This window comes from Amycolatopsis sp. NPDC114478 (assembly GCF_055633805.1).
Map to the genome: position 1 here is coordinate 374,888 of NZ_JBVKDO010000006.1, position 21,461 is coordinate 396,348.

The 21,461-nt window shown below is 71.1% G+C and carries 21 protein-coding genes; 16 read left to right on the top strand and 5 right to left on the bottom strand.

The window, feature by feature from the left end; genetic code table 11:
* The first annotated feature begins 206 nt into the window (after positions 1-206).
* From ACZ7OH_RS20335 to ACZ7OH_RS20385, 11 genes are read left to right on the top strand one after another with little or no spacing between them, the layout of a single operon-like run.
* Positions 207-1,001: an MlaE family ABC transporter permease gene (locus tag ACZ7OH_RS20335; protein WP_470282166.1), complete on the top strand. Its 795-nt coding sequence runs from the start codon at positions 207-209 to the stop codon at positions 999-1,001.
* 2 nt (positions 1,002-1,003) lie between these two features.
* Complete coding sequence (locus ACZ7OH_RS20340) at positions 1,004-1,855, top strand: MlaE family ABC transporter permease (RefSeq protein WP_400903422.1); 852 nt, start codon at positions 1,004-1,006, stop codon at positions 1,853-1,855.
* Positions 1,852-3,129, top strand: coding sequence for an MCE family protein (locus ACZ7OH_RS20345; protein WP_470282167.1), 1,278 nt, complete (start codon positions 1,852-1,854; stop codon positions 3,127-3,129). The genes ACZ7OH_RS20340 and ACZ7OH_RS20345 overlap by 4 nt, the downstream gene beginning before the upstream one ends.
* Positions 3,126-4,133, top strand: coding sequence for an MCE family protein (locus tag ACZ7OH_RS20350; RefSeq protein ID WP_470282168.1), 1,008 nt, complete (start codon positions 3,126-3,128; stop codon positions 4,131-4,133). The genes ACZ7OH_RS20345 and ACZ7OH_RS20350 overlap by 4 nt, the downstream gene beginning before the upstream one ends.
* Positions 4,130-5,122: an MCE family protein gene (locus ACZ7OH_RS20355; RefSeq protein ID WP_470282169.1), complete on the top strand. Its 993-nt coding sequence runs from the start codon at positions 4,130-4,132 to the stop codon at positions 5,120-5,122. The genes ACZ7OH_RS20350 and ACZ7OH_RS20355 overlap by 4 nt, the downstream gene beginning before the upstream one ends.
* Complete coding sequence (locus tag ACZ7OH_RS20360; RefSeq protein WP_470282170.1) at positions 5,119-6,126, top strand: MCE family protein; 1,008 nt, start codon at positions 5,119-5,121, stop codon at positions 6,124-6,126. Before ACZ7OH_RS20355 ends, ACZ7OH_RS20360 begins: the two co-directional genes overlap by 4 nt.
* A complete protein-coding gene (locus tag ACZ7OH_RS20365) occupies positions 6,123-7,184 on the top strand; it encodes an MCE family protein (RefSeq protein WP_470282171.1) in 1,062 nt (353 codons plus the stop codon). The genes ACZ7OH_RS20360 and ACZ7OH_RS20365 overlap by 4 nt, the downstream gene beginning before the upstream one ends.
* Positions 7,184-8,389, top strand: a complete 1,206-nt coding sequence (locus tag ACZ7OH_RS20370; RefSeq protein WP_470282172.1) for an MCE family protein — start codon at positions 7,184-7,186, stop codon at positions 8,387-8,389. Before ACZ7OH_RS20365 ends, ACZ7OH_RS20370 begins: the two co-directional genes overlap by 1 nt.
* A 20-nt stretch (positions 8,390-8,409) precedes the next feature.
* Positions 8,410-8,889 carry a hypothetical protein gene (locus ACZ7OH_RS20375; RefSeq protein WP_470282257.1) on the top strand — a complete coding sequence of 160 codons (480 nt, stop codon included), beginning with the start codon at positions 8,410-8,412 and terminating at the stop codon, positions 8,887-8,889.
* Positions 8,886-9,452, top strand: a complete 567-nt coding sequence (locus tag ACZ7OH_RS20380) for a hypothetical protein (protein ID WP_470282173.1) — start codon at positions 8,886-8,888, stop codon at positions 9,450-9,452. The genes ACZ7OH_RS20375 and ACZ7OH_RS20380 overlap by 4 nt, the downstream gene beginning before the upstream one ends.
* Positions 9,453-9,494: 42 nt before the next feature.
* Entirely contained in the window at positions 9,495-10,163 is a 669-nt protein-coding gene (locus tag ACZ7OH_RS20385; protein ID WP_470282174.1) for a hypothetical protein, read from the top strand.
* A 52-nt stretch (positions 10,164-10,215) separates the two neighbouring features.
* Here ACZ7OH_RS20385 and ACZ7OH_RS20390 read toward each other — a convergent pair whose 3' ends face one another.
* Complete coding sequence (locus ACZ7OH_RS20390; RefSeq protein ID WP_470282175.1) at positions 10,216-11,160, bottom strand: RCC1 domain-containing protein; 945 nt, start codon at positions 11,158-11,160, stop codon at positions 10,216-10,218.
* 363 nt (positions 11,161-11,523) lie between these two features.
* Between ACZ7OH_RS20390 and ACZ7OH_RS20395 the strand changes: the two genes are divergently transcribed.
* From ACZ7OH_RS20395 to ACZ7OH_RS20405, 3 genes are all read left to right on the top strand, one after another.
* The gene (locus ACZ7OH_RS20395) at positions 11,524-12,144 is read left to right on the top strand and encodes a DUF6801 domain-containing protein (RefSeq protein ID WP_470282176.1); all 621 of its coding nucleotides are present in this window, start codon (positions 11,524-11,526) and stop codon (positions 12,142-12,144) included.
* Between the two features lie 89 nt (positions 12,145-12,233).
* Complete coding sequence (locus ACZ7OH_RS20400; protein ID WP_470282177.1) at positions 12,234-13,664, top strand: DUF6801 domain-containing protein; 1,431 nt, start codon at positions 12,234-12,236, stop codon at positions 13,662-13,664.
* 37 nt (positions 13,665-13,701) lie between these two features.
* Complete coding sequence (locus tag ACZ7OH_RS20405; RefSeq protein ID WP_470282178.1) at positions 13,702-14,313, top strand: DUF6801 domain-containing protein; 612 nt, start codon at positions 13,702-13,704, stop codon at positions 14,311-14,313.
* Here ACZ7OH_RS20405 and ACZ7OH_RS20410 read toward each other — a convergent pair.
* Together ACZ7OH_RS20410 and ACZ7OH_RS20415 are read right to left on the bottom strand one after the other, a co-directional pair.
* Complete coding sequence (locus tag ACZ7OH_RS20410; protein ID WP_470282258.1) at positions 14,288-14,521, bottom strand: helix-turn-helix domain-containing protein; 234 nt, start codon at positions 14,519-14,521, stop codon at positions 14,288-14,290. The two genes, ACZ7OH_RS20405 and ACZ7OH_RS20410, sit on opposite strands and share 26 nt — an antisense overlap.
* Positions 14,522-14,588: 67 nt before the next feature.
* Positions 14,589-15,866, bottom strand: coding sequence for a PucR family transcriptional regulator (locus ACZ7OH_RS20415; protein ID WP_470282179.1), 1,278 nt, complete (start codon positions 15,864-15,866; stop codon positions 14,589-14,591).
* 294 nt (positions 15,867-16,160) lie between these two features.
* Between ACZ7OH_RS20415 and ACZ7OH_RS20420 the strand changes: the two genes are divergently transcribed.
* Positions 16,161-16,856 (top strand): hypothetical protein, encoded by a 696-nt coding sequence (locus ACZ7OH_RS20420; protein WP_470282180.1) that lies wholly within the window; start codon positions 16,161-16,163, stop codon positions 16,854-16,856.
* A complete protein-coding gene (locus tag ACZ7OH_RS20425) occupies positions 16,853-17,218 on the top strand; it encodes a GntR family transcriptional regulator (RefSeq protein WP_470282181.1) in 366 nt (121 codons plus the stop codon). Before ACZ7OH_RS20420 ends, ACZ7OH_RS20425 begins: the two co-directional genes overlap by 4 nt.
* A 3-nt stretch (positions 17,219-17,221) precedes the next feature.
* Here ACZ7OH_RS20425 and ACZ7OH_RS20430 read toward each other — a convergent pair whose 3' ends face one another.
* Together ACZ7OH_RS20430 and ACZ7OH_RS20435 are read right to left on the bottom strand one after the other, a co-directional pair.
* Positions 17,222-18,010, bottom strand: a complete 789-nt coding sequence (locus ACZ7OH_RS20430; RefSeq protein ID WP_470282182.1) for an arginase family protein — start codon at positions 18,008-18,010, stop codon at positions 17,222-17,224.
* Positions 18,007-21,384, bottom strand: a complete 3,378-nt coding sequence (locus ACZ7OH_RS20435; protein ID WP_470282183.1) for a pyruvate carboxylase — start codon at positions 21,382-21,384, stop codon at positions 18,007-18,009. Before ACZ7OH_RS20435 ends, ACZ7OH_RS20430 begins: the two co-directional genes overlap by 4 nt.
* Between the last annotated feature and the right edge of the window lie 77 nt (positions 21,385-21,461).

Below are 21,461 nucleotides of genomic sequence, written 5' to 3' on the forward strand. Positions count from 1 at the left end.
GCGCGGTTACCAGCCCGTGACCGCGTGATCCCGCTCAAGTTCTTGTCTCCCAGCAGGGCCGTCGTTAGCGTACCGACCAGTAGGAAACGGCACGGTGATCCCCGAGACCGTGAATGGCCGACCATTGTTACCCCGTTCGGACCATTTCCCCTTGCTCATCTCGGGTGCATTCGGCGTGCCGCCGAAACCGCTGGGGAGGCACACGAATGGCCGAACGGACGACGACGGCGTCGTTCCCCGGGGCCGCCGCGCTGCGGCAGACCGGGCGGCTCTACGGGCTCGGTCTGGACGTCGTCCGGCTGACGTTCCGGCGCCCGTTCCAGCTGCGTGAGCTGATCCAGCAGTTCTGGTTCATCGCGAGCGTCTCGATCCTGCCGACCGCCCTGGTCTCCATCCCGTTCGGCGCGGTCATCGCGCTGCACATCGGGTCGCTGACCACGCAGATCGGCGCGCAGTCGTTCACCGGCGCCGCCAGCGTCCTCGCCATCATCCAGCAGGCCAGCCCGATCGTCACCGCGCTGCTCATCGCCGGCGCGGGCGGCAGCGCGATGTGCGCCGACCTCGGGTCGCGCACGATCCGCGAAGAGATCGACGCCATGGAGGTCCTCGGCGTCTCGCCCGTCCAGCGGCTGATCGTGCCGCGGGTGCTCGCCGCGATGGGGGTCGCCGTCTTCCTCAACGGCATGGTCAGCGTCGTCGGCGTGCTCGGCGGCTACTTCTTCAACGTGATCATGCAGCACGGGACGCCGGGTGCGTATCTCGCGAGCTTCTCCGCGCTGGCCCAGCTGCCCGACCTGTGGATCAGCGAGATCAAGGCGGTCATCTTCGGGTTCGTCGCCGGGGTCGTGGCCTCCTACCGCGGGCTGAACCCCAAGGGCGGGCCGAAGGGCGTCGGCGACGCCGTCAACCAGTCCGTGGTCATCACGTTCCTGCTGCTGTTCGTGCTGAACCTGGTGCTCACCACCGTCTACCTGCAACTCGTGCCGCCCAAGGGGAGCTGATCGTGACGACCACGGACCTCCCGAGGACGACGCGCGTGCGCGAAGCCGTCGACCGCCGCTTCGGCTTCCTCGACACCCTCGGCGACCAGATCCTCTTCTTCCTCCGCGCGATCGCCTGGATCCCGCGAGCACTCCGCCGCTACCTGCGCGAGATCGTCCGCCTGCTGGCCGAAGTCAGCTTCGGCAGCGGCGCGCTCGCCGTCATCGGCGGCACGATCGGCGTGATGATCGGGATGACCGTCGCCACCGGCACGGTCGTCGGCCTGCAGGGCTACTCCGCCCTCAACCAGGTCGGGACGTCGGCGTTCGCCGGGTTCGTCTCCGCCTACTTCAACACCCGCGAAATCGCCCCGCTGGTGAGCGGGCTCGCGCTGAGCGCCACCGTCGGCTGCGGGTTCACCGCGCAGCTCGGCGCGATGCGGATCTCCGAGGAGATCGACGCCCTCGAGGTCATGGGCATCCCCAGCGTCCCCTACCTGGTGACGACCCGGGTGATCGCCGGCTTCCTCGCCGTCATCCCGCTCTACGCGATCGGGCTGCTGTCGAGCTACCTCGCCTCGCGGCAGATCACCGTGTGGTTCTTCGGCCAGTCCGCGGGCACCTACGACCACTACTTCCTGCTGTTCCTCCCGCCCGGCGACGTGCTGTGGTCGTTCGGGAAGGTCCTGGTGTTCAGCGTGGTCGTGGTGCTGGCCCACTGCTACTACGGCTTCCGCGCGAGCGGCGGCCCGGCCGGCGTCGGCGTGGCGGTCGGGCGCGCGGTGCGCACCGCGATCGTCGCGATCAGCGTGCTCGACTTCTTCCTGTCCCTCGCGATCTGGGGTGCGACGACCACCGTGCAGGTGGCCGGATGAGAAGGGAAACCCGCCGCAAGGCCGGGATCCGCACCGCGGGCGTGCTGTTCCTGGTGGTGCTGGGCGTGCTCGTGACGCTCTCGATCAAGGTGTACGACAAGGACTTCGTCAGCACGGTCCCGGTGACGCTCAAGGCGAGCCGGATCGGCAACCAGCTCCAGGCCGGTGGCCAGGTCAAGGCCCGCGGGGTGCTCGTCGGCGAGATCCGCGGCGTCCGGGCGACGCCGCAGGGTGCCGAGATAGCGCTTGCCCTGGAGCCGGACAAGGTGGACATGCTGCCCGGCAACGTCTCCGCGCTGCTGGTGCCGAAGACGCTCTTCGGCGAGCGGTACGTCCAGCTGTCCATTCCGGACGGTGTCCGCGCGCCGCACCTGGTCGCCGGTTCCGTGATCGAGCAGGACCGCTCGGCGAACGCGATCGAGCTGGAACGCGTCTTCGACAACCTCTTGCCGCTGCTCAAAGCCGTCCAGCCGCAGAAGCTCGCGACGACGCTGACCGCGGTGTCGACAGCGTTGCAGGGTCGCGGCGAGCAGATCGGCGAAACGCTTTCCACCGCCGCGGACTACCTGAAGGACTTCAACCCGCAGCTGCCGGCGTTCACCAAGGACGTCCAGGACCTCGCCTCGGTTTCGCGGCTCTACGGCGACATCGCCCCCGACCTCCTGGACGCGCTCACCGACTCCGCCGTCACGCTGAACACCGTGCGGGACAAGGCACCCGACCTCGCGACGGTCTACCAGGAAGTGTCCGGTTCGGCCGGTGAGGTCCGGGAGTTCCTGAACCGCAACAAGAACACCATCATCGCGCTCTCCGCCGACAGCCGATCGGCGCTGGAGGTCGCGGCGCGCTACTCCCCCAGCTTCCCCTGCACCATCAAGGCGATGGACGCGCTGCGCGAGCCGGTCGACGAGGCCCTGGGCAAGGGCACCAACCAGCCCGGCATGCACGCGCAGGTCACCGTCACCCAGGCACGCGGCAAGTACGTGCCCGGAAAGGACGACCCGATGTACCCGGCCGACGGCGGCGGGCCGCGCTGCTACCCCAGCGGCGTCGCCCCGACGACCGGCACCGCCGCGGTCGCGCCCGGCGCGCCGCGGCACCCGCTGGTGACCGGCACGCGCGACGACCTCGGCGTCGCGAACTCCCCGCAGGAACGCGAACTGCTCGCCACGATCCTGGCGCCGCAGCTGGGCGTGCCGACCGGGCAGGTCGCGGACTGGAGCAGCGTGCTGGTCGGCGCGCTCTACCGCGGCACGGAGGTGACGCTCAAGTGAGGAAGTTCGCCGCCCCGCTGGTCAAGAGCCTCATCTTCATCCTGGTCACCACGGCCGCGACCGTGCTGCTGGCCGTGTCCATCGCCAACACCGGCGTCGGCCGGACCGACCTCTACGGCGCCACGTTCACCGACGCGACATCGCTGAACGTCGGCGACGACGTCCGGATCTCCGGCGTCCGGGTCGGCCAGGTCGAGGAGCTGGAGATCGCCGACCACAGCCTGGCGCACGTCAAGTTCTCCCTCGACGAAGGCCGGCAGCTGCCCGCCGACGTCGGCGCGGTCATCAAGTACCGCAACATGGTCGGGCAGCGCTACATCGCGCTCGAACGCGGCGCGGGCGGGAAGGGCACGCTGCCGGTCGGCGGCGAAATCCCGCTGGACCGCACGACGCCGGCGCTGGACCTGACCGACCTCTTCAACGGCTTCAAGCCGCTGTTCCAGGCGCTCTCGCCCACCGACGTCAACCAGCTCTCCGGCGAGATCGTCCAGGTGCTGCAGGGCGAAGGCGGCACGGTCGAGGAGCTGCTCGCCCACACCGGCTCGCTGACCTCGACGCTGGCGAGCCGCGACCAGCTGATCGGCGACGTCATCACCAACCTCAACCACGTGCTCGGCACGGTGAACAGCAAGGGAACCGCCCTGACGACGCTGATCTCGACGCTGCGGGAGCTCGTCTCCGGCCTGGCCGCGGACCGCACCGCGATCGGCGACGCCATCGGCGGTCTCGGCGACCTCTCCACGGCCACCGCGGGCCTGCTCGGGGACGCGCGGACGCCGTTGAAGGACAGCATCACCGGGCTCGACCGCGTCACGCAGAACCTCGCCGACGAGAAGACCCTGCCCGGTCTCGAACAGACGCTGAGCACGCTGCCGGAGAAGCTGAACGGGCTGGGCCGGATCGCCTCCTACGGCTCGTGGATGAACTTCTACCTCTGCAGCGCCACCCTGCGGACCACGCCCCCGCGCGGGACGCCGGTCACGGCGGAGAGGTGCGGCTCGTGAAGTCCTTCAAGGAACGCAACCCGCTCACCCTCGGCGTCGCCGGGAGCGTCGTGCTCGCCGCGCTGCTGACCGTGACGTTCAACTACGACAACCTGCCGGTCGTCGGCGGCGGCACCACCTACCGCGCCGAGTTCTCGGAAGCGGCCGGGCTGCAGGCCGACGACGAGGTCCGCGTCGCCGGCATCAAGGTCGGCGAGGTGCGCGACGTCGCACTGGCCGACGACCACGTGCTCGTCACCTTCCGCGTCAAGAACGCGTGGGTCGGCGACCGGACGTCGGCGGAGATCCGGATCAAGACGCTGCTGGGGCGCAAGTTCCTCGCGCTCAAGCCGACCGGGGACGCCGTGCAGGACCCGGACCAGGCGATCCCGCGCACCCGGACGGTCACGCCCTACGACGTCACCGAGGCGTTCAACGGCCTCGCGAACACCGCCGGCTCGATCGACGCGACGCAGCTCGCCGACAGCTTCACCGCGATCAGCGACACCTTCCGCAACGCCCCGGCGCACGTGCGCACCGCGCTCGACGGCCTGTCCGCGCTGTCGAAGACCGTGTCCTCCCGCGACGACCAGCTCGCCGACCTGCTGGCCAACGCCAAGAAGATCACCACGACGCTGGCGAACTCCAACGAGGACTTCGAGCAGCTGCTCTCCGACGGCAACCTGCTGCTGGGCGAGCTCGACCGGCGCCGCCAGGCCATCCACGACCTGCTGACCGGCGCGCAGGCCCTGGCCACCCAGCTCTCCGGCCTGGTCGCCGACAACACCGCGGCGCTCAAACCGGCGTTGAGCCAGCTGAACACGGTCACCGACCTGCTGTCGCGCCAGAACGGCAACCTGGAGCGGAGCCTGGCCGCCGCCGGGCCGTACTTCCGGCTCGCGAACAACGCGCTCGGCAACGGCCGCTGGATCGACGCCTACCTCTGCGGCCTGCTGCCGGAGAACCGCGACCCGTGCACGCCGCCGAAGCAGTTCGGAGCCCCGAAGTGAACGCCACCCGCACCTACCGGTTCCTCGCCGCGGCGGTCGTGACGGCGCTCGTCGTCGTGGCCGGGCTGTGGTGGATCTTCTCCGGTACCGGCCTCGACCGCGCCACCGTGCTGTTCTCGCGCGCGGTCGGCGTGTACAGCGGCTCCGACGTCCGGCTGCTCGGCGTCCGGATCGGTCAGGTCGAGTCGGTGACCCCGCGCGGCGAGCAGGTCGAGGTGACGCTGACCTACGACGGCTCCGCGCCGATCGCCGCCGACACCGACGTCGTCGTCATCGCCCCCAGCGTCGTCGCCGACCGGTACGTCCAGTTCTCCAAGCCCGCGCGCGGTGGCCCGCGGCTGGTGAACGGCGCGACCATCGGCGTGGACCGCAGCGCGACCCCGGTCGAGCTGGACGAGCTCTACGCCAGCCTCGACACGCTCACCAAGGCGCTCGGCCCGGACGGCGCCAACAAGAACGGCGCACTGTCGGACCTGCTCACCACCGGCGCGAACAACCTGCGCGGCAACGGAACCGCGTTCCACGACTCCGTCAAGCAGCTCTCCGAGCTGGCCCGGACGCTCGCCGGCAACTCCGGCGACCTGTTCACGACCGTCCGGGAGCTGCAGCGGTTCACGTCCATGCTGGCCGACAACGACGCGCAGGTGACGAAGGTCAACCAGCAGCTCTCGTCGGTGTCCGGCACGCTGTCGGCCAACCGCGACGAGCTGGCGTCGGCCCTGCGCTCGCTCGGCGGGGCGCTCGCCGACATCCAGGGGTTCCTCAAGGACAACCGCGCGCTCATCAAGTCCAATGTGGACAAGCTGGCGGTGACCACGCAGACGCTCGTCGACCAGCGCGCGTCGCTGGCCGAGACCCTGGAGACCGCGCCGCTGGCCGCGAACAACCTGCTCCAGACGATCGACCCGGCGACCGGGGCCCTGCAGAGCCGCACCGACCTGCTCGACTACCTGCCGCTACCGGTGACCGGGTCCGTCTACACGAACGAGGCGGGCGGCCGATGAGACCACTGCGACGCGTAACGGCGCTGGCAGCCGGCTGCTGCCTGGTGCTGACGGCCTGCTCGGGCGAGTTCAAGGGCGTCTACGACCTCCCGCTGCCCGGCGGCGCCGACGTCGGCGACCACCCGTACCACGTCACCGTCCAGTTCGCCGACGTCCTCGACCTGGTGCCGCAGGCCGCGGTGAAGGTCGGCGACGTCCCGGTCGGGCGCGTCGAGACCATCCGGCTCGGCGCTGACGGCTGGACCGCCGAGGCCGTCGTCGAGGTCAACGGCGACGTCGTGCTGCCCGCCGACGCGGTCGCGCGGCTGCGGCAGTCCAGTCTGCTCGGTGAGAAGTTCGTCGAACTGGCCGCACCGGACGGGGAGACGAAGGTGAGCGCGCGGCTGGCCGACAACGCCGTGATCCCGGTGGCGCGCACCAACCGCAACCCCGAGTTCGAAGAGGTCTTCGGCGCGCTTTCGCTGCTGCTCAACGGCGGCGGCATCGGGCAGCTGCAGACCATCAACCGCGAGCTGTCCAAGGTGATGACCGGCAACGAGACGCAGATCCGCTCGTTCCTCTCCGGCGTCAACACCCTCGCCACCGACCTCGACGCGCACCGCCAGGACATCACCGCGGCCCTCGAAGGCGTCAACCAGCTGGCCACGACGCTCGCCGGCCGCGACAAGCAGGTGTCGGGCGCGCTGACCGACCTGACGCCGGGCCTGCGCACGCTGACCGACCAGCGCACCCAGCTCGTGGCGATGCTGCAGTCGCTCGACGACCTCTCCGGCGTCGCCACCGACGTCATCCACAAGAGCAAGGACGACCTCGTCGCCGACCTCCAGGCCCTCGCCCCGATCCTGCACCGCCTCGCCGACGCCGGGGCGTCGCTGCCGAAGGCGCTGGAGATCCTGCCGTCCTTCCCGTACACCGACGCGGTCATCCCGGCGATCAAGGGCGACTACCTCAACGTCTACCTGTCGGTCATCCCGGCGCCCGGGGTACCGCTCCCGCCGCCGGGCGAGGGCACCCCGCCCGGCCTGCCGGTCCTGCCGCTGCCCTCGGGAGGCCAGTGATGCTGACCACCCGGGTCCGGATCCAGGTCGTCGCGTTCGTGGTGATCTCGCTCGTCACGGTCGCGTTCGTCGGCGCGAACTACGCCGGGATCGACCGGCTCTTCGGCGGCAGCGGCTACACCGTGAAGCTCGAGCTGGCCGAAGGCGGCGGCATCTTCACGAACGGCGAGGTGACTTACCGCGGGGTCGCAGTCGGGCGGATCGGCGAGCTGCGGCTGACGCCGTCCGGGATGGAGGCCGACCTGGTCATCGACGGCTCGGCCCCGCCGATCCCGTCGAACGCCCAGGCCGTGGTGGCCAACCGGTCCGCGGTCGGCGAGCAGTACGTCGACCTGCAGCCGCGGACGTCCGACGGCCCGTACCTGGCCGGCGGTTCGGTCATCCCGCGTGAGAAGACGACGCTGCCGATGCCGGTGCAGCACCTGCTCGGCGACCTCGACTCGCTGACCGCGTCGGTGCCGACCGGCGACCTGCGCACGGTCGTCGACGAACTGGACGACGCGCTGCGCGGCACCGGCCCCGACCTGCAGGTCCTGCTGGACACCGCGACGTCGTTCACCAAGGACGCGTCGGTCAACCTGCCGCAGACCACCAAGCTGATCGACGACGGCTCGACCGTGCTGCGCACGCAGCTGGACTCGTCGGCCGAATGGCGCTCGTTCGCCGGCAACGCCAAGCTGTTCGCCGCGCAGCTGTCCTCTTCGGACGGTGACCTGCGGCGGCTGATCGCGACCGCGCCGCCCGCCGCGTCCGAGCTGGGGAACCTGCTGCGGGAGAACGACCCAGGCCTGCCGATCCTGCTCGCCAACCTGCTGACGACGGCGCAGGTGTTCCAGGCCCGCACCGGCCAGCTGGAGCAGCTGCTGGTCGCGACGCCCAAGGCGGTCGCGGCGACGTCGACGGCGTTCGACGGCGGCGACGCCAACCTCGGCATGGCGCTGACCTTCTACGACCCGCTCCCCTGCCGGGCCGGGTACGAGGGCACGAAGTTCCGGCCCAGCACGGACACCTCGCCGCTGCCGTTCGACACGGGCGCGTCCTGCACGCTCGCGCCGGGCGACGCGACGTCGGTGCGCGGCTCGCAGAACGCGCGGCACCTGCCGGTGCCGGCCGCCGCGGTGCCCGGCTCGGGCGCCCCGCTCACCGCGCCGGACGGCCTGACGGTGTCCCCGACGATCGAGGAGATGCTGTGGCTCGGAAAGTGAAGTGGCCGTTGCTGGCGGCGATGCTCGCACTCGTCGTCACCACCGCCTTCGCGGGCTGGTCGGGTTTCACCTGGTACCGCACGGCGCACAGCGAAGAGCTCACCTACGGCACCGCGCGCGACGAAGCGCTGAGCGCCGGCCGCGAGCTGGTCGCGCGGCTGTGCACCCTCGACTACCACCAGCTCGACCAGGGTCTCGCGCAGTGGCTCGACGCGTCGACCGGCCCGCTGCACGACCGGCTCGCCCACACCGACGACGCCACGAAGAAGACGCTCACGCAGGACGCGACGGTGTCCACCGGCAAGGTGCTGGACGCGGCGATCGGCGAGCTGGACGAGCACGCCGGCACCGCGAAGCTGATCGCGTCGGTGGAGATCACCGCGCAGAAGGAAGGCGTCGCGCCGGCGACCAAGCGCAACCGGTTCGCCGCGGGACTGACCCGGACCGAGGGCGGCTGGAAGCTCAGCGCGCTCGACGAGCTGCCGGTGGGGGCGAGATGAGCACCTCCACCACCGACGAAGAGGTGGCCGTCGAAGAGGTCGTCGTCGAGGAGCCGCGGCGCCGGCGGTTCCTGCTGCCGCTGCTGGTCGCCGTCTCGGTGCTGCTGGCCGGCACCGGCGTGGCGTTCACCCTGGCGGCGCGGTCGGCGGCGGACGCCCCGGCGGCGGCCAACCACGCCCTGACCGACGTCGGGGCCACCGCGGAGGTCACCTCGGCGGTGACCCTCGCGCTCAACCGGATCTTCTCCTACTCCTACGACCGGACCGACGTCACCGAGCAGGCCGCGAAGGACGTCCTGCGCGGGGACGCCCTTTCCACCTACGACCGGCTGTTCGCGCAGGTGAAGGAAAAAGCACCGGCCCAGAAACTGGTGCTGACGACGCGGGTGACGTCTTCCGCGGTGCAGGAGATCCGCGACGGCCGCGCCCGGCTGCTCGTGTTCCTCGACCAATCGGCGACCCGCGCCGACAACAATTCCAGCAGTTCCGCCGCGGCCCAGCTTTCGGTGGTCGCGGAACGTGAGGGAAACACCTGGAAAATCACCGGGATCACCCCTCGCTGACCCTGTTTTCCCCGCTGTTTCACAATGTGAAGGAGAGTCGGCATGCCTACTTTGTCGCGCACTCGGAAGAACGGCCGGAATTGGGCGCGCGCGGCCGCGGTCACGGCGGTCGCCGGCATCGCGATGAGCGTTGTCACCGCCGTTCCCGCCTCGGCCGACGTGGTCGAGATCCCGGTCGGCTACACGGTCACCGGCAGCACCGTCATCAAGAAGACCGGCAGCGCGATGAGCCTGGGCCCGGGCAACCTCGACGGCGCCCTGATCATCGACGACCAGACCGGCTCGGTCGGCCTGCGCGCCGACCTGACGCTGCCGCCGTCGCAGGCCAACATCTCGCTGGTCTCGGGCATCTTCAAGATCAAGGCGAAGGTCAAGATCACCCCGACCGGCCCGGCCACGGGCACCATCGCCGACGGCACGCTGACCACGCACGCCCAGGCGAACATGGAGATCTACGACATCTGGGCGGGCGTGCTGGTCCCGGTGATCCCGCTGCCGACGGTGCCGGGCAGCTGCAAGGCGAGCAAGCCGCTCGACCTGGACCTGAGCGCCAAGGACGTCGACATCTTCGGCCCGAAGATCACGGTGACCGGCACGTACACCATCCCGGACTTCAAGAACTGCTTCATCGCCGACCTGGCCCTGGGCGCGCTGGTGTCCGGCCCGGGCAACACGATTTCCCTGGACCTGGCTTCCAAGAACGCGGGCTGACCCGGTACGCGAAGAGGGGCTTCCCGGCCGGGAAGCCCCTCTTTCGTGCTGGTCAGCAGGGTGCGGAGGGGTCCTCTTTGATCGCGACGGTGAACCGGTCGCCGGCGGAGAGGGAGAGGAACGGACCGCAGAGCCCCCAGCTCACCGGGTCGCCTTCGGTCACGTCGTTGGAGCCCCAGGCGACGTAGTCCCCGTTGCTCTTGAGCGCGAAGTTGAAGGTCCACCCGGCTTCGATCGCGACGACGTCCGACTGCGCCGCCTCGGGGACGTCGACCTGGTGGTTGTCGTCGCGGCCCCACGCGATGACCCGGCCGTCTTTGAGCGCGAGACTGTGCTGGTGACCGGCGGAAATCGCGGTGACACCCGACTTGGCGTCGGCGGGCACGTCGGTCTGGCCGTGGTCGTCGGCGCCCCAGGCGAGCACCCCGCCGTTCTTGAGCGCCAGGCTGTGGTCGCCACCGGCGGAAACGGCGGTGACGCCGGAGGTCGCGGCGGCCGGGACGTCCGACCGCAGGCCCCAGCTGAGCACGCGCCCGCCCTTGAGGGCGAGGTTGTGCATGGCGCTGGTGGAGATGGCGGTGACGCCGGACTTCGCGTCGGCGGGCACGTCGGCCTGGCCGTACCAGTCGTTCCCCCAGGCCAGGACGCTGCCGTTCTTGAGCGCGAGCTCGTGGCCCCAACCCGCGGCGATCGCGCTCACCCCCGACCTCGCCGCCTCGGGGACTTCGGTCTGCCCGAAGTTGTTGTCGCCCCACACCAGGACCTGGCCGCCCTTCAGGCCCATGGCGTCCATCCCGCCCATGGAGACGGCGCTGAGCCCCTCGGAGGCCTCCGGCGGCGGGCCCATGATGTAGTTCGAGAAGCCCCATTCGACGACGCCGCCGGTGCCCGGCGCCTGCGCGGAAGCGGACGCGGCCGACACCACCGGCACGGCGGCCAGGGTGGCGGCGAGCAGCACGGAGGCCCGGCGAGGGGCGGTGCGGAAACGGGGGGCCACGGCATCCTCTTTCGCTGAATCGATTCCCGCGGTCACGGTGCGCGCGTGGTATCGATAGTAACGCGGACAACCACCGATCGGAACGCGGTCGAGTATTTGTCAAAATCGCACCAAGGTCATCACCGCACTGCTCCGGTGTTGACAAGAACTCATCCGGGCAATGGCCGGTGAAAACCGACCACGTGACATCCTTGTTGCGCAACCGACTGGCGAGTAACCTCATTTATCACAGCCACCTCGCGAGGGTTCGGGCTGCACCAGGGAAAACACCCGGGGGAATTCGCGGTACCGCTTCGGTCCGCGGGGCGCGTGGGCAACGCCCGCCCGAGACGTCAACTGGATGATCGAAGGAGATTGACAGTCATGACCCGACTCAGGAACCTGTCCCTCAAAGCAGTCACCACGGCCGCGGCCGTGAGTGCGCTCGGCATGGTCTTCACCGGCGTGGCGTCGGCCGACACGGCCTACAACGCGGCCGCCACCTACCGGTGCACGTTCCCGGGCATCCCGCAGCAGGACGTGGGCATCACCGCGTCGCTGACCGGGCCGGACTCCGTCCCCGCCGGCACCACCGTCACGCCGACCAACGTGGGCGGCACCGCGACGATCTCCGCCGCGGTGCACTCGCTGCTGACCGCCGTCGGCTACGACGGCCTCCGCGGCACGGCGACGGTCCCGGTGACCGCCGCCCGCGGCACGGTTTCCGGCCCGGCGAGCGGCCTGAACATCCCGCAGACGATCTACCCGGCCGGCGGCCCGATCACGGTGGTCATCAGCCAAGTGGCGACCTCGTCGATCCCGACCTACACCGCCCCGGCGACCGCGGGCAGCGACACCCTGTCGCTCGGCACGCCGATCACCGCGGCCCTGCAGTTCCACAAGGCGTCCAACAACACCTGGGCGAACTGGAACATGACCTGCACGCCGAAGACGACGAGCCCGGCGCAGAACCTCGCGTTCTCGCCGAACTTCGTCATCACGTGACAGCGCTGAACTAGCACCACCGTAGGGATGGCCGGGGCCCCGGCCATCCCTACGGCTCGTTTCCCCCGCGGCACGGACAGGAGCACGGCATGGCCCGACGGCTGACCCGGCGGACGGCGACCCGCGGCGCGCTCGCGCTGGTGTGCGCGGTGTCGGTCACCACCGGCGCGTTCACCGGGACGGGTTCGGCCGCGCCCGGCACCGCCGCCGCGGACGCCGGCAAGGGCGGGCGCGAGGTCGCGAAGACCGTCGCGGCGTCGTGCCCCTTCGCCGATCCGGTGGGGCCGCTGAAGCTCGACGTGAAGACCGAGGCCACGCTGCCCGCCTCGATGACCGTGGGCAAGCCCGCGACGATCGACGGCCTGGCCGTGTCGTTCGCGCTGCCGCGCGCCGCCGCCCAGCAGCTGCTGGGCACGGGCACCAAGCTCGAAGGCGGCTTGACCTTCCAGCTGCTGCTGGAGCAGGGGAAGGTCAAGGACACCCTCGCCGTCCCGCTGACCATCCCCGCGACGCCGCTCCCGGCCGACGGCGACCTGCTCTTGACGGCCAAGGGGACGCTCCCGGCGTTCTCCCCGTCCGCCGCCGGCCTGCTGAAGATCCGGTTGACCGCCCCGAAACTCGCACTGGGCCCGACGGGCGCGCCGGCGGACCGGCCCGCCGAGCAGGTGCCGTGCACCGCCGAGACCGGCCAGGACCTCTCCTTCGGCTCGGTCGCGGTGCTGGCGGCCGCCGCCGCACCGTCCGGCAAACCGCTGCCCGGCAAGAAAGCCACGCCGGCGCCTCAGCCCGGTGGCACCCAGAAGCACCAACTGCTGGACGAAGTGCCACCGGCCGACGATAACGTCACGTTGGTCCTGCCATTGCAGCCGAACCAGATCGACAACACGGCCACGATCACCAAGACCGGCGCCACGGTCCACAGCAAGCCGGCCGCGCTGGTCAACGGCGTCTGGTTCCGGATCACCACACCCGACGGGTTCCCGCTCCGGAGCGAGATCACCGGCGAGGTGGCGTTCGCGCCGGTGACGGTGTCCTACCTCGGCTACGGGTTCCTGCCGATCAGCGCGACGGTCGAGTTCCTGCCGGTCGACCACCGAAGCGGCAGGATGATCCACTCGTTCGGCACGCTGTTCGACGGGATCCTGCGCAACCACCTCGACGTGGTGTCGCGGCTGAGCGACGTCAAGGTGAACGGCGTCCCGCTCGACGCGGGCCCGGACTGCGTCTCGGCGACGCCGATGCCGATCGACATGATCGGCGAGTACGACCCGTTCACCGGCGGCCTGATCGGCACCGACCCGGCGAACGCGGACCCGAAGTACCGCGGCTTCACGTTGCCCCCGTTCAAGAACTGCGGCGCGGCGGAGAAGCTGAGCTCGCTGTTCACGGGCCAGAACTCGGGCCCGGGCAACCAGGCCTCGGCGCGGCTGACGATCATCCAGCTGTGCGTGGAGGCCGACCACCGCAACTGCCCGCCGGTCGCGCCGATCCCCGCGGAGGCGTTCCGCGCGAGCCGGTGATCGATCCACTGTGGACACACTTCGAAGGGGAGTCGAAATGTTCCTGCGCATCCTCACCACCGTTTCGTGCGCCGCCGCGCTGGCGGTGCCCACGGCCGCCCAGGCGGACGCCGCCACCCTGACCTACCGGACGGGTGCCTTGGTGTACTTCTGCGAGCTGTTCCCCGGCCTCTCGCCGCAGCCGGCGACCGTCGAAGCGCGGTTCGACGCACCGGACTCCGTCCCGTCGGGTACGACGGTCACCCCGGCCGGTGTGGGTGGCGTGCTGCGGTTCGACGTGGGCCCGCACGCCATCATGACCGCGTACGGCTACGACGGCTTCCGCGGCAGCGCGAACCTCGGCCTGACGGCGGCTGGCGCGACGCTGTCCGGGCCGTCGGCGACCGGGCTGACCGTGCCGGAGACGATCTACCCCGCCGGCGGGGCCATCGAGGTCCCGTTCGCGCAGTCCGCGAGTTCGGTGGTGCCGTCGCTGACGGCGGGCACGGCGGGCTCGGCGACGGTATCGCTGGCCACGACGGCGGCCTTCCCGCTGGAGTACCACAAGAAGGCGAACGGCGAATGGACACCGTGGACCATGCGGTGCACCCTCAAGGTGACGAACCCCGCGCAGAACACGGCGTTCAGCCCGGCGATCCCGGTGACCTGACGGGCTCTGGAGGAGTGATCGTCGGGCAGTGCAGCGGGGCGCCCGAGCGGTCTTTCAGCCCGTCGAGGCCTTCGTCTTCGTACCGGTGTTTCCACCGGCAGAACACGGTGCGGCTGATGTCGTGGTAGCGGCAGGTCACCGCGAGGTTGTCGCTGATCTCTTCAGCGTGACGCAGGACGGCAAGGCGCCGGTTCGCACGCCTGACCAGGTTCTTCTGTCATGAGCCTCCCTTGATCAGGATCCCAGACTGTCGACAACCTCTGTCAGCTTTAGAGCTAGCGGCCCGTCCACTGTGGACGCGAGCCGCCGGCGCGCGGCGAGGGCAGCAGCTCGCTCACCGGGTACTGCAACGGCAGCGGAGCCGCACCCGCACGCAAAGCCAGCTCCATCTCGAACCGCGCCGCCGGGTCGCGGAGGCTGTCGCCGAACGTCGCCTGCAGCTGTCGCATGCGGTAGCGGACCGTCTGGGGGTGGACCCCCAGGCGCTCCGCGATCTCCACCACGTTGCCCTGGCTGTCCAGCCACGCCCGCAGCGTCTCCAGGAGCCGCTCCTGCTGCTTGCCCGTCATGTCCGCCAGCGGCGCGAACAGCCGGTGCCGCAGCGTGCCGATCAGGCCCGTGTCGGAGTTGACCAGCAGCGTCGCCAGGTGCTCCTCCGCGCGCAGCACCGGGCGCGGGGCCAGGACGCCGCGCTCGGCCAGGTGCAGCGCGTTGCGCGCCCAGCGCAGGGAATCCGCCACCGACGCCAGCGGGACGCACGGGCCGATCGAGAGCCGGCAGTCCGGCAGGGCCACCTGCAGCGTCGCCAGGCGGGCGCCGCCGAGCTCGCCCGGGACCACCAGCTTCGGGTCCGGCGTGTCCAGCTCGGCGAGGATGTCGGCGTCGAGGCCCGCGTGGCGGCGGGCCGGGGCGACGCCGTCGGCCGGGCAGACCGCCACCGGGGTCGCGTCCGTCGGCACCGGCCAGCCGATCAGCTGGGCCAGCTCGGCGATCGCCTTGGGGGACGCAGGTGGCGTCTCCAGGATCAGGTGCAGCAGCTTGCGGCGCCACGTGTCGAGCGCTCCCGCCGTGCGCGCCTTCGCCTCCAGGTAGCCGTCGAGCGCGACGGAGGCGAGTTCGTCCATGAACGCCAGCATCGCGTCGGCCAGCTGGGACATCACCGCCGACGAGAGCCCGCTGCGTCGCCCCACGCGCATGATCCGCCGCCACGACACGCGCGCGCCGACGCGGTACGCCGACTGCAGCGTGTCGAGGCTGCGGCCTTCCCGCATTTCGTTCTGCCCCAGCCGGTGGTGGACCTCGTGGGACTGCTCCTTCGACACCGTCGGGTCGGCGATCTGCGCGACGAACAACGTGATCGCGTATTCGACGCCGGCGCGGATCGACTTGCCGTACGGGCCGTCGAGCGGACGCGCGTAAGCGGCGATGGTCGCGCGGATCTCGTCGACGATCTCGGCCGCGAGGCTGGCCAGCTCCGGCCGCAGGATGTCGGCGAGCTTGCGGGGTAGTGCGGCCGGTGGCGCAGCGTGTTCGAATCCGCGCTCCACCGACATCGCAGCTCCTTCGCTCCGCCCCGCAGACCCCGGGTGACCGGTCCCCGCACCTGAAGCGGGGTGACAACGGACACATCGAAAAGCTAGCGCCGAATGTGTCACCCGGATGAAGGGAAACCGATTTCTTGTCAGCTTCGTGACAAGTTCACCGGACCCGGCTGCGGAACGCTGACAAGTGCCCCGCCGACTGCACGGTCACCTGCGTACGAACGGCCGAACCATGCAACGAGCGCCCCGCGCTGCGGTTACCCGGCGCTCTTGTATCGTGTGGTTGATACAAGCGAGGAGGTCCGCATGCCGTGGGACAACGTGCTCGGGGTTGCGCTCTTCGCCGGGCTGATCGGCCTGGCGATCCTGATCGTGCTCTGGCCGGGCGAGAAGCACGGAAAGCGCTTGCTCGTGCGCTGGGGCGTCCCCGACCCGGACGAGGCCGAGGTCGCGCTGGCCGTCCGCTACCTGAAGCGGCGCCGGCTCTGGTACCCGTGGCTCTTCCTGGTGATCCCGTCGCTGCTCGACGGCGGCGGGGTGGGCTCGGTCGTGGGTACCCTCCTGCTGGGCGGCCTGATCGCCGAAGTGCTGGCCCAGCGGCCGTCCCGCGCGCCGCGCCGCGAGGCCGACCTGGCCCCGCGCACGCTGTCGGCGATCGCCCCGGCCTGGGTGCTCGTGCTCGGTGTCCTGGCGGCGGCCGGGTCGGTCGCGCACCTCGCCGTGACGGCCCAGTGGAAGCTCCTCGCGTTCGTGGTGGGCACGGTGGTGCTCTGCGCGGCGATCACGGTGCTGGCGGTCCGCCGCCCGGCGGCCGGCGCGGCGCGGGCCGACCTGGCGCTGCGCTGCCGCAGCGCGCGGGTGGCGATCGGCCTGGGCATCGGCGCGGTGACGGCGATCGGCTGGCCCGGCGGCAACCTGGTGTCGTTCCTGGTGGTCATCGCGGGCGTGGCCGCGTTCCTGGCCGTGACGGCCCCGCTGAAACGGCTCCCGGCAGCGGCGTGAAGATCGTCGTCGACACCGAAAACGGGCTGGCACCCTGGCGGCAGGTGCACGACCAGGTGGTCCGCGCGGTGACGACGGGGGCGCTGGCGGAGGGGACGCGCCTGCCGCCGATCCGCCAGCTGGCGAGGGACCTCGGGCTGGCGTCCGGCACGGTGGCGCGCGCGTACCGCGAGCTGGAGGCGGCGGGCTGGGTGACGACGGCCCGCGCCCGCGGCACGGTCGTGACGCTCCCGCCCGGCCGTCCGGCCCCCGCGGCCCTGCTGTTGTCCGCCGCGACCGACTACGCCACCCAGGCCCGTGACCTCGGTGCCGATCTGGAGACGGCCCTCAACGCGGTGCGCGCCGCTTTCGACGCGCCTTGACCTTCAGCTGTCCAGCAGGCGGCCGAGCGCGGCCAGGACGGGTTCCAGGACCTCGACCTCGCGCGAAGTTCCCACGCACTCGGTGATCCCCGCGCCGACGACCTCGAACCGCGCCAGGGCGTCCAGTTCGGACACCAGCCGGGCGATCGTCCAGCCGGCCGGCTCCGGGTAGTTCAGACCGGGGAACTCGCCCGGGTCCAGCACGTCGAGATCCACGTGCACGTACAGCTTTTCCACGCCCGTCAACGCATCCGGTGACGTGCCGGCCAGGCCGCGGTCGACCGCCGCCCGTTCCTCCGGGTCGAACACCCGAGTCCCGAGCAGGGCCACGCTGCCCGGGCACAACGCCGGGTCGGCCGCGAACTCCGGGTCGCCCTCGCCGAACAGCGACCGCAGCACCATCCCGTGGAACGCCCCCGACGGCGACGACTCGGCCGTGTTCAGGTCCGCGTGCGCGTCGAACCACGCGACACCCAGGCCCGCCCCGTGGCGGAACCGGGCCACGCCGATCGGGACCAGCTCGACCCCGCAGTCGCCGCCGACCGTCAGGACCGGGCCGCCCGGCGCCTCCAGGGCCGCCAGCTGCGCCGCGCGGTTCGGCCCGGTCAGCACGGACCGTGACGCGATCCCGGCGTCCACTTCGGATACTTCACGCGTCTGCCGGACGTGGTGCACCGGCCGGCCGAGCACGTGCCCGGCCAGCTCCGCGAGCGCGAGGCACCCGTCCGGCAGCTCGGCCGCCCGCGGTCCCACGGCGCCTTGGCGCTGCGGGACCGCGTTGATCAGCGTCATTCCAGGACGAGGAGGAGATCGCCGCCCTCGACCTGCTGGACGTTCGTGATCGCCAGCCGGCCCACCTTGCCGCCGGCGGACGCGGTGATCGACGCCTCCATCTTCATGGCCTCAATCGTCGCGACCGTCGCGCCGGCCTCGACCGTGTCGCCCTCGGCGACCTGCAGCGTGACGACGCCGGCGAACGGCGCCGCGACCTGCTTCGGGTTGCCCTTCTCCGCCTTCTCGGTCGCCGGGATGTCCGAGGCGATCGAGCGGTCGCGGATCTGGATCGGCCGCAGCTGGCCGTTGAGCGTCGACATCACCGTGCGGACGCCGCGCTCGTCGGCCTCGCCGATCGCCTCCAGCTCGATGAGCAGCCGCACACCCGGCTCGAGGTCGACCGCGTACTCCTCCCCCGGCCGCAGCCCGTAGAAGAAGTCCTTGCTGGGCAGCACGGACGTGTCGCCGTAGGCCTCGCGGTGCGCCTCGAACTCCTTGGTGGGCGCGGGGAACAGCAGGCGGTTGAGCGTCCGGCGCGGGTGCTCCGAAAGCGCCGTACGGTCCTCTTCGGACAGTTCCGCGACCGGCTTGGCCGCCGCGCGGCCCTCCAGGGCCTTGGTGCGGAACGGCTCCGGCCACCCGCCGGGCGGGTCGCCCAGCTCGCCGCGCAGGAAGCCGATCACCGAGTCCGGGATGTCGAACTTGTTCGGCTCCGCCTCGAAGTCGGCCGGTGAGACGCCCGCGCCGACCAGGTGCAGCGCGAGGTCGCCGACGACCTTCGACGACGGCGTCACCTTCACCAGGTGGCCGAGGATCTTGTCGGCGGCGGCGTACATCGCCTCGATGTCCTCGAACCGGTCGCCGAGGCCGAGCGCGATGGCCTGCGTGCGCAGGTTCGACAGCTGCCCGCCGGGGATCTCGTGGTCGTAGACGCGCCCGGTCGGCGACGCCAGCCCGGCCTCGAACGGCGCGTAGATCTTGCGCACGCTCTCCCAGTACGGCTCCAGGTCCCCGATCGCCCGCAGGTCCAGCCCGGTGGTGCGCGCGGAGTGATCGGTGGCCGCCACGATCGACGACAGCGACGGCTGCGACGTCGTGCCCGCCATCGACGACACCGCGCCGTCGACGGCGTCCGCGCCCGCGTTGATCGCCGCGAGGTAGGTGGCCAGCTGGCCGCCCGCGGTGTCGTGGGTGTGGATGTGCACCGGCAGGTCGAACTCCTTGCGCAGCGCGGTGACCAGCTTGGTCGCCGCGGGCGCGCGCAGCAGCCCGGCCATGTCCTTGATCGCCAGGACGTGCGCCCCGGCGCCGACGATCTGCTCCGCCAGCTTGAGGTAGTAGTCGAGCGTGTAGAGCTTCTCGCCCGGGTCGGACAGGTCCGAGGTGTAGCAGAGCGCCACCTCGGCGACCGCGGACCCGGTCTCGCGCACGGCTTCGATGGCCGGGCGCATCTGCTCGACGTCGTTGAGCGCGTCGAAGATCCGGAAGATGTCGATGCCGGTCTTCGTGGCCTCTTCGACGAAGGCGTTCGTCACCTCGGTCGGGTACGGCGTGTACCCGACGGTGTTGCGCCCGCGCAGGAGCATCTGGAGGCAGATGTTCGGCACGGCCTCGCGCAGCGCGGCGAGGCGCTCCCACGGGTCCTCGGCGAGGAACCGCAGTGCGACGTCGTAGGTCGCGCCGCCCCAGCACTCCAGCGACAGCAGTTCGGGCAGCGTGTTCGCGACGACCGGCGCCACCGCCAGGAGGTCCTTCGTGCGGACGCGGGTGGCGAGCAGCGACTGGTGCGCGTCGCGGAACGTCGTGTCGGTGACGCCGATGTGCGGCGACTCCCGCAGCCAGCGCGCGAACCCGGCCGGGCCGAGCTCGACGAGCTTCTGCTTCGACCCCGGCGCCGGCTGGGCGTCCTTCGGGAGCTTCGGCAGCTTGAGCGTGGCGTCCGGCGTCTTCGGGCGCTCGCCGTTCGGCTTGTTGACCGTCTGGTCGGCGAGGTAGGTCAGCAGCCGCGTGCCGCGGTCGGCGGACTGCCGCGCGGTGAGCAGCTCCGGGCGCTCCTCGATGAACGACGTCGTGACGCGCCCGGCGCGGAAGTCCGGGTCGTCGAGGACGGCCTGCAGGAACGGGATGTTCGTCGCGACACCGCGGATCCGGAACTCGGCGACGGCGCGGCGCGCGCGGCCGACGGCGGTCTGGAAGTCCCGCCCGCGGCAGGTGAGCTTGACCAGCAGCGAGTCGAAGTGGGCGCTGATCTCGGTGCCGGAGAAGGCGGTGCCGCCGTCGAGCCGGATGCCCGAGCCGCCCGGCGAGCGGTAGGCGGAGATCATCCCGGTGTCCGGGCGGAAGCCGTTGGCCGGGTCCTCGGTCGTGATGCGGCACTGCAGCGCGGCGCCGCGCAGGTAGATCTTGTCCTGGGACAGGCCGAGGTCGTCGAGGGTCTCGCCGGAGGCGATCCGCAGCTGCGACTGCACGAGGTCGACGTCGGTGACCTCTTCGGTGACCGTGTGCTCGACCTGGATGCGCGGGTTCATCTCGATGAAGACGTGGTTGCCCTGCTTGTCGAGCAGGAACTCGACGGTGCCGGCGTTGCGGTAGCCGATCTGCTTCGCGAACTTGACCGCGTCCGCGCAGATCCGGTCCCGCAGCTCGGGGTCGAGGTTCGGCGCCGGGGCGAGCTCGACGACCTTCTGGTGGCGCCGCTGCACCGAGCAGTCGCGCTCGTAGAGGTGGATGATGTTGCCGACGCCGTCGGCGAGGATCTGCACCTCGATGTGCCGCGGCTCGACGACGGCCTTCTCCAGGAAGACGGTCGGGTCACCGAAGGCGGACTCGGCTTCGCGCGCGGCGGCCTCGATGGACTCGCGCAGCTGGGCGGGGTCCTGGACGCGGCGCATTCCGCGTCCGCCACCGCCGGCGACGGCCTTCACGAAGACCGGGAAGCCCAGCTCCTCGGCCGCGGCGACCAGCGCGTCGACGTCGCTGGAGGGCTCGGACGACCCGAGCACCGGGACGCCGGCCTCGCGCGCGGCCTTGACCGCGCGCGCCTTGTTGCCGGTGAGTTCGAGGATGTCGGCGCTCGGGCCGACGAAGGTGATGCCCGCTTCTTCGCACGCGCGCGCGAGGTCGGGGTTCTCCGACAGGAAGCCGTACCCGGGGTAGACGGCGTCGGCCCCCGCCTTCTTCGCGGCGGCGACGATCTCGTCGACCGAGAGGTACGCGCGCACGGGGTGACCGGGTTCGCCGATCTCGTACGCCTCGTCGGCCTTCAGCCGGTGCAGGGAGTTGCGGTCTTCGTGCGGAAACACGGCGACGGTCCCCGCGCCCAGTTCGTAGCCGGCGCGGAACGCTCGGATCGCGATCTCCCCGCGGTTGGCCACCAGCACCTTGCGGAACATGCCCGGTCCTTCCCATTTGGATCGGTAAGTCAACGCACGTTACCCGGTTCTTCCCGCTCTGCGGGAGTTCAGTCCCG